5 protein-coding genes are annotated in these 7,131 nt (G+C 75.2%); 3 read left to right on the top strand and 2 right to left on the bottom strand.

Annotated elements, in window-relative coordinates; genetic code table 11:
- Window positions 1-2,168, bottom strand: a 2,168-nt coding sequence (locus ABD52_RS41295; RefSeq protein WP_235437671.1) for an SDR family NAD(P)-dependent oxidoreductase, incomplete at its 3' end; no start/stop codon positions are given.
- A 31-nt stretch (window positions 2,169-2,199) separates the two neighbouring features.
- On the bottom strand, window positions 2,200-3,769 hold a 1,570-nt coding region (locus ABD52_RS41290), incomplete at its 3' end, for a beta-ketoacyl synthase N-terminal-like domain-containing protein (protein WP_235437670.1).
- A gap of 354 nt (window positions 3,770-4,123) precedes the next feature.
- Here ABD52_RS41290 and ABD52_RS36220 point away from each other — a divergent pair.
- The 3 genes from ABD52_RS36220 to ABD52_RS36210 all read left to right on the top strand — a co-directional run.
- Window positions 4,124-5,002, top strand: a complete 879-nt coding sequence (locus ABD52_RS36220; RefSeq protein WP_013287045.1) for a DUF6039 family protein — start codon at window positions 4,124-4,126, stop codon at window positions 5,000-5,002.
- Between the two features lie 6 nt (window positions 5,003-5,008).
- Window positions 5,009-5,767 (top strand): enoyl-CoA hydratase-related protein, encoded by a 759-nt coding sequence (locus ABD52_RS36215; protein WP_013287046.1) that lies wholly within the window; start codon window positions 5,009-5,011, stop codon window positions 5,765-5,767.
- On the top strand, window positions 5,764-7,131 hold a 1,368-nt coding region (locus tag ABD52_RS36210), incomplete at its 3' end, for an acyltransferase domain-containing protein (protein ID WP_152748369.1). The genes ABD52_RS36215 and ABD52_RS36210, both read left to right, overlap by 4 nt.

Here is a 7,131-nt window from a genome sequence, read left to right as displayed (position 1 = left end):
GGACAGCACCCCGCGCCGGCCGGCAGGGCGAGCACGCGGTCGACGACGCGTAGTCCGGCGGCGTCGTCCAGCGGGGCGAGACCGGCCGGCGCGCACGGGTTGGGGCGTCCGCTCGTGGACCCGGTCTGTGCCCACTGCGGCCAGTCCACCGAGCGGAACTCCGTACGGCCGGCGGCGATCCGCGCGCGGACCAGCTCGTCGACGGCGATGTTCGCGGCGGCGTAGTCGGAGACCCCGGCGGCCAGCCCGGTCACCGTGGCGCACACCGAGGAGAACACCAGGAAGAAGTCGAGCGGGTCGTCGGCGCACAGCGGCGCCAGGGTCTCGAAGCCGTCCAGCTTGGGCGCCATCACCGCGCGGACGTCCGCCAGGTCCTTGTGCAGGAACGCCGGGTTGCCCCGGCTCTCCACACCGGCGCAGTGCACGACGCCCCGCAGCGGGCCGAGTTCGGCGCGGACCTGCCGCAGGAACTCCTCGACGCCGGGGAACCCGCCGGCGTGCTGGAGCACGCGCACGCCGCGGGCGCGCAGGTCGTCCGCGACGCCGGTGTCCGCGTGGACGCCGACGAGGGCGATCGACCGGGCGCCGTGCGCGGCCAGGTGCCGGGCGACGAGCGCACCGACGCCCCGGGTGCCGCCGGTCACCAGGTAGGCCCCGTCCGGGTCGCACCGCAGCGGCGCGTGGGGCGCCGGTACGAGGTCCAGGCGCGGCCGGTACCGCCGGCCGTCGGCGTACCGGACCTCGCCGTAGGCGTCGGCCCGCACCCATTCGGCGAGGATCCGGGTGGCGAGATCGGTGTCGTCGCCGGGCCGGTCGGTGTGCAGCACGGTGGCGGTGACGCGGGCGTACTCGGCGCCGAGGACCTTGACGAAGCCGGCCGTGCGGACGTCGTCGACGGCCGTCTCCAGGATCCGCAACGGCGTGGTGGGACGCTCGGCCAGCAGCCGCTGCACCATCCGTACCCGGGGCTCCCAGCCGGGCCCGCCGGGCAGGCCGACCAGCCCGCCGACGTCGGGCACGCGGGACAGCACGGCGGCGAGGTCCGCCACGTCGTGCACGGCCAGGCCGCCGAGACGGGCGACGAGATCGGGACTGCCACCGACGCACAGCATCACCCCGGCCACCGGCGACGCGACCGGCCCGGGATCGGGATCCGGCTCCCACCCCTTGGCGTAGAGCGGCACCTCGGCGTCCGGCGCCGCCGCGACGGTCGGCGCCTGCGTGCCGGACGGCCCGGCACCGGCCGGTGTGTCCTCCGGCACCCAGCACCGCATGCGGGCGAACGGGTACGCCGGCAGGTCCACGACCGTCCGGCCCGGCTCGTGGAGCGCGGCCCAGTCGACGGCTCCGCCGGCCACCCAGTGCCGGGCGAGGTCGGTCAGGCTCGCGCCGGCCGGCGGCACGGCGTCCGGGTCCGGCGCGGCGGGCGCGCGGCCGCGCAGCACGGCGGGATCGGTGCGGTAGGCGGTGAGACGCTCGCACAACGTCGCGACGTCCTCGACCACGACCGCCAGCCGCTGCCGCAGCGGCTCCCGGCCGACCTGAAGCGTGTAGGCGATGTCGGCGAGGGCCGGCCCGTCGTGCGCCAGCAGCGCGGCGGCGTGGTCGGCGGCCGAACCGGGGTGCTCCCCGGCGGCGATCCGCCGGACCGCGGCGACGAGGTCCGCCGTGCTCGGTCCGCGGTCCCGGCGCAGGTACGCGATGAGCCGCCGTACCACCTCGTCGAGGCGGTCCTCGTCGTAGGCGGACAGGACGACGAGCTGCGGGCCGGGCGGCGCGGCCGGGCGGGTACGGGCGGGTGGCGCGGCGACGACCGCGTGGGCGATGGTCCCTCCGGCGCCGAACGAGCTGACGCCCGCGACCCGGGGGCCGGTCCACTCGGCCCGCTGCCGCTGCACCCGGAACGGCACGGCGTCCCAGGGGATGTTCGGGTTGAGTTCGTCGGCGTGCAGCGACGGCGCGAGCACGCCGTGCCGCAGTTGCAGGATGACCTTGGTGAGACCGGCGAGTCCGGCGGCGGCCTCGGTGTGCCCGATCGTCGACTTCACCGAGCCGATCGGGATGCTGCCGGGCGGCAGGTCGGTCCCGGCCGCGTCCCGGTACGCCCGGGTCAGGCCGTCGATCTCGACCGGGTCGCCGAGCGCCGTGCCGGCGCCGTGTGCCTCCACGTAGCCGATCTCGGCGGGTCCGGTACGGGCNCATCGTGCCCAGCCCGGTCGCGCAGCGCCCGCCGTACCACGTCGGCCTGCGCGACCGGGCTGGGCACGATGTAGCCGTTCGTCCGTCCGGCGTGGACGACGGCGGTGCCGCGGATCACGGCGTGCACCGGGTCACCGTCGTCCAGCGCCCGCCGCAGCGGCTTGAGGATCAGCGCGCCGACCCCCTCGGCCGGCACGAACCCGTCGCCGCCGGCGCCGAAGGTCCGGCTGCGCCTGTCGGTCGCGGTGAGCTTCATCCGGTGCTGCTGGATGAACTTGTTCGGGTGCAGCGACAGGCTGACGGCCCCGGCCACCGCCAGTTCGGCCTCGCCGCGCCGCAGGCTCTGCACCGCCAGGTCGAGCGCCACCAGCGCGGAGGAGCACATCGTGTCCACGGTGAGGCTCGGGCCGTGCAGGTCGAAGCAGTACGACACCCGGTTGGCGATGCCGCCGAGCGTCGCGCCGGAGTCCTGCGGGACGCCGCGCAGCGTCCGCTCCGCCCCGAACAGCGGGTACTCGTTCCACATCGCGCCCGCGTACACGGCGACCGAGGAGTGGTGCCGCTCCCGCAGCCGGGCGCGGGTGTATCCGGCGCTCTCCAGCGCGGCCCAGGTCACTTCGAGGAACAGCCGTTCCTGCGGGTCCATCAGGGCGGCGTCGCGGGGGGTGATGCCGAACAGCAGCGGGTCGAACCGGTCGACGTCGTCGAGGTACCCGCCGTCCATGAGGTGGGTCGGCCATCCCGGCCGCGCGCGTTCGGGCGGGTGCGGGGTGACGCAGTCGCGGCCGCCGGCGAGGTTGTCCCAGAACGCGTCGAGGTCGGGCGAGCGCGGGTAGCGTCCCGCGACGCCGATCACCGCGATCTCCGTCTCGCGCTCCTCCTCCGGCTCCCGCTCCACGGCGACGGCCGGCGCCGGCACGACGTCCGCAGCGGGCGGTGCGGCGGACTCGGCAGGTGCGACGGATTCGGTGGGTTCGGCAGGTGCGGCGGGTACGGCAGGTGCGGCGGACCCGGCAGGCTCGGCGGGAACCGCGCCGGCGGGAGCCGTGCGGCCGGCCGCCGCCAGCGCCGCGGCGACCTCTCCAAGGGTGGCGTGCTCGAAGAACAGCGTCCGCGACCGCTCGCCCAGGTCGTTCTCCAGCCGGGCGGTCAGTCGCGTCACGAGGAACGACGACAGGCCCAGCTCGGTCAGCGGCAGGAGCGGGTCGACGGACTCGGCGGGCAGGCCGGACACCTCGGCGTACACCTCGACCAGATAGGCCCGCAGCGACCCGGCCGGGTCGCGCGGCCGTGCGGCGGGCGGGGCCGGCGGCGCCGCACCGAAGGGGTAGCCGGGCAGCGGCACCCGCGGGCGTGGTCCCGGCCAGTACCGCCGCCAGTCGACCAGGCCGCCGCCGACCCAGTCCGCGGCGGCGTCGGCGTCGGTCGGCGCGGCGGTCGGCGCGAACGGCGCCCCGGCGACGCCGTGCAGCACCCCGTCGCGGGCCTCGCCGCGCAGGTAGGCGTCGAGTCCGCCGACCAGGTCCGCGACGCTCGCGCACCGCACGGCGAGCCGGTGCGGCAACGGCATCCGGCCGACCTGCGTGGTGTACGCCACGTCGGCGAGGTCGAGCGCCGGGTCCGCGGTGGAGACGTGCTCGCGCAGCCGGTGCGCGGACCGGCGTAGCCGCTCCGGATCGGCGGCGGAGAGGACAACGGCGTGGGCTGGATCGGTCTGTTGCGTCACGGCACCTGCCCGCCTGGGAAGGGTCGACGGCCGAGGATCCCGGCCGAGTCATCACGCTAGGCAGTCGTACCGGCTTCGCCTGCTCAACCTTGAGCAGGCCGGTTGCTTCCGGCGCCCGCTCAACCGTGAGCAGACACGCCGTCGGCCGTCCCCGTAGAAACGGGCCGGAACCGGCGATCTCACCTGAGGAGCGAACCGATGACCACGACGGTCGAGCCGTACCGCGCGCTGAACCAATCGTCGCTGCCGCTGGAGCGGGTGCTGCACACGCTCAACTCCGGCTTCATCCTGCACCGGGTCGGCCAGATGGCCTACGGGTTCGCCGCCGAGGGGCGCCAGTTCAGCGTGGACCTGCTGCAGTACATCAACACCTCGCAGGAGGGCGTGGCGACGTCGTTCGCCTTCGAGGAGGTGTTCGGCGGCCGGGACCGGATGCACTGGTTCATCCACCTGAAGTCCCCGCAGGACTACCGGATCCTGCTCAACATGGTCGACCACGACCTGGAGTTCCGCCGGATCTCCGACGAGGACCGGCTGCCGCACAAGGGCGGCGGCAACTGGGACCGCATCTTCGTCCACCGCAGCCTGCACGAGGACGTGCTCGTACCGCAGCACGGGATGGACCACGACGGCGACGACGCCGAGCCGGCGACCTTCGTGCCGCCCGCCTCGTCCCAGCTCAACCAGCCGCCGGAGCAGCAGATCAACTCGGCGACGGCCGGCGCGATCGTCATGCGGACCTCGGACGTCAAGTACGAGTTCCGCGAGGAGGGCCGGATGTACGCGGCCCACTGGCAGCACTTCGTCAACGAGCGGCTCGCCGGCCGGGTCACCGCGACGCTGTACGAGCAGACCTGGGGCCAGCAGGACCACCTGTTCCAGCTGATCCACCTGCGCAGCGTCGACGACTACCACGAGCTGCGCGAGCTGGAGCGCGGCAAGGAGATGGCCACCGAGGTGTTCGGCCGGCGCCGGCTGCACGAGTCCAAGGGCGGCGGCACCTGGGACCGGCTGTTCATCGAGGGCAGCATCCGCGACACGCTGCTGCTGCCGCAGGTGCCGAGCGGCGCGGCCTGAGCTCCGATGGCGTACCGCACGATCGAGCTCCGGCGCGAGCCCGGGCTGTTGCGCGTCACGCTGGCCCGGCCGGAGCGGCGCAACGGCATCGACGACGAGACGCTGCGCGAGCTGCACGCCGCACTCGACGAGGCCGAGGGCGACGCCGCCTGCCGGGCGGTGGTCCTGGCCGGGCGTGACGGCGTGTTCAGCACGGGCATGGACTTCCAGAGCGCCGCCGGTGACGGTGGCGCGTCCGACGGGGGCGCGGCGTTCTTCGCCCTGCTGGAACGCTTCACCACAGTGCCGCGGGTGGTGATCGCCCAGGTGGACGGGCAGGTCGCCGGTGGTGGTGTCGGGCTGGTCGCCGCCAGCGACTTCGTGCACGCCACCGCCCGCAGCACGTTCGCGCTGCCGGAGGCGCTGTGGGGGTTGCTGCCCTGCTGCGTGCTGCCGTTCCTGGTGCGGCGGGTCGGGTTCCAGAAGGCGTACGCCGCGACGTTGAGCACGCAGACGATCGCCGCGGCCGAGGCGTACCGGATCCATCTCGTCGACGAGGTCGCCGAGCGTCCCGAGACGGTGCTGCGGCAGCTGCTGTTCCGGCTCAACCGCCTCGACCCGGTGGTCGTCGGCGACGCCAAGCGGTACTTCCGGGCGTTCTCCGGCGTCGACGACCGGCTGCGCGACCACGCGGTCACCGAGTTCGGCCGGCTGATGTCGGCGCCCGCGGTGCGGCAGCGGATCACGGAGTTCGTCGCGCACGGCCGCTACCCCTGGGAACGGTGATCGCCGTGCGCGCGTGGGTCTTCCCGGGGCAGGGATCGCAGCATCCCGGCATGGGCGAGGGTCTCCTGGACCGTTTCCCCGCCGAGTGCGCCACCGCCGAGCGGCTCATCGGCGTGCCGCCGGCGCAGCTGTGCCGGGACGCCCGGGGCGAGTACCTCGGCCGCACCCGGTACGTGCAGCCGGCCGTGTTCCTGGTCAGCGTGCTGGCCGCCCGGGCCGCGCTGGCGGACGGCCGTCCGCCACCCGAGGTGGTGGCCGGGCACAGCCTCGGCGAGTACGCCGCGCTGCACCTCGCCGGCTGCCTGGACTTCGACAGCGCGCTGAGCCTGGTCGTCCGCCGTGGGCGGCTGATGGAGAGCGTGACCGGCGGCGGCATGGTGGCGGTGCTCGGCCTGCCGCTGTCGCGGGTGACGGAGCTGCTGGCCGGGATCCCGGACGTCGACCTCGCCAACCACAACCTGCCCGACCAGTTCGTGCTGGCCGGCAGCACGGCGGGCATCCGCGCGGTCGTCGACGCCGTGCCGCGGCTCGGTACGGGCCGGTGCGTGCCGCTGGCGGTCAGCGTGCCGGCGCACTCCCGGTTCATGGCCGGCGCCGCGGAGGCGTTCGCGGTGGCCCTGCGCGACGTCACGCCGGGCCCGCCGTCGATCCCGGTGGTGAGCAACGTGACCGGGGCGCCCCATGTCCCGGGCGAGATCCCGGGCACGCTGCTGCGGCACTTCGTCGAGCCGGTCCGGTGGTGGGACACGATGTGCCTGCTGGCCCGGTCGGGGGTGACCGAGCCGGTCGAGGTCGGTCCCGGTGAGGTGCTGACCAAGATGTGGCGCCGGGCCGCCGGGAGCCTGCCGGCACCCGTTCCCGGCGGGCCGCTCGCGCCCGCCGCGCCGGCCGCACTTCCGGTGACTGCACCCGCCGCGCCGGTGGCGCGAGGTCCCGCCCTCGGCCCACCGCCGGCCACCGCGTCGCGTCCGCGCCCGGCGGGCTCGCCCGGGCTGCGGTCCGACTACGGCATCCGGTACGCCTGCCTGGCCGGGTCGTCCCCGTTCGGCGTCACGTCGCCGGCGTTCCTGCGACGGCTGTCGGAGGCCGGACTGCTCGGCTTCTTCGGCGCCCAGGGTCTGGCGCCGCCGGAGATCAGGGCCGCGCTGGCCGAGCTTCGCGACGTCCGCCGGTACGGCATGGCCTGGCCGTCCGGTGGTGACGAGCGGGCGCTGTGCGACCTGTACCTCGCCCACGACGTCCGCCATGTGGAGGTCACCGGTCCGCTCGCCGTGGTGTCGCCGCAGCTCGTGCGGTTCCGCCACGGCGACGGTCCCCGGCAGGTCCTGGTCCGTGCCCCGGATCTGGCCACGGCGGTCCGGTTC

The organism is Micromonospora sp. RV43, from assembly GCF_001029515.1.
Lineage (GTDB): Bacteria > Actinomycetota > Actinomycetes > Mycobacteriales > Micromonosporaceae > Micromonospora > Micromonospora aurantiaca.
This window is presented reverse-complemented; position numbering and strand designations above follow the sequence as displayed.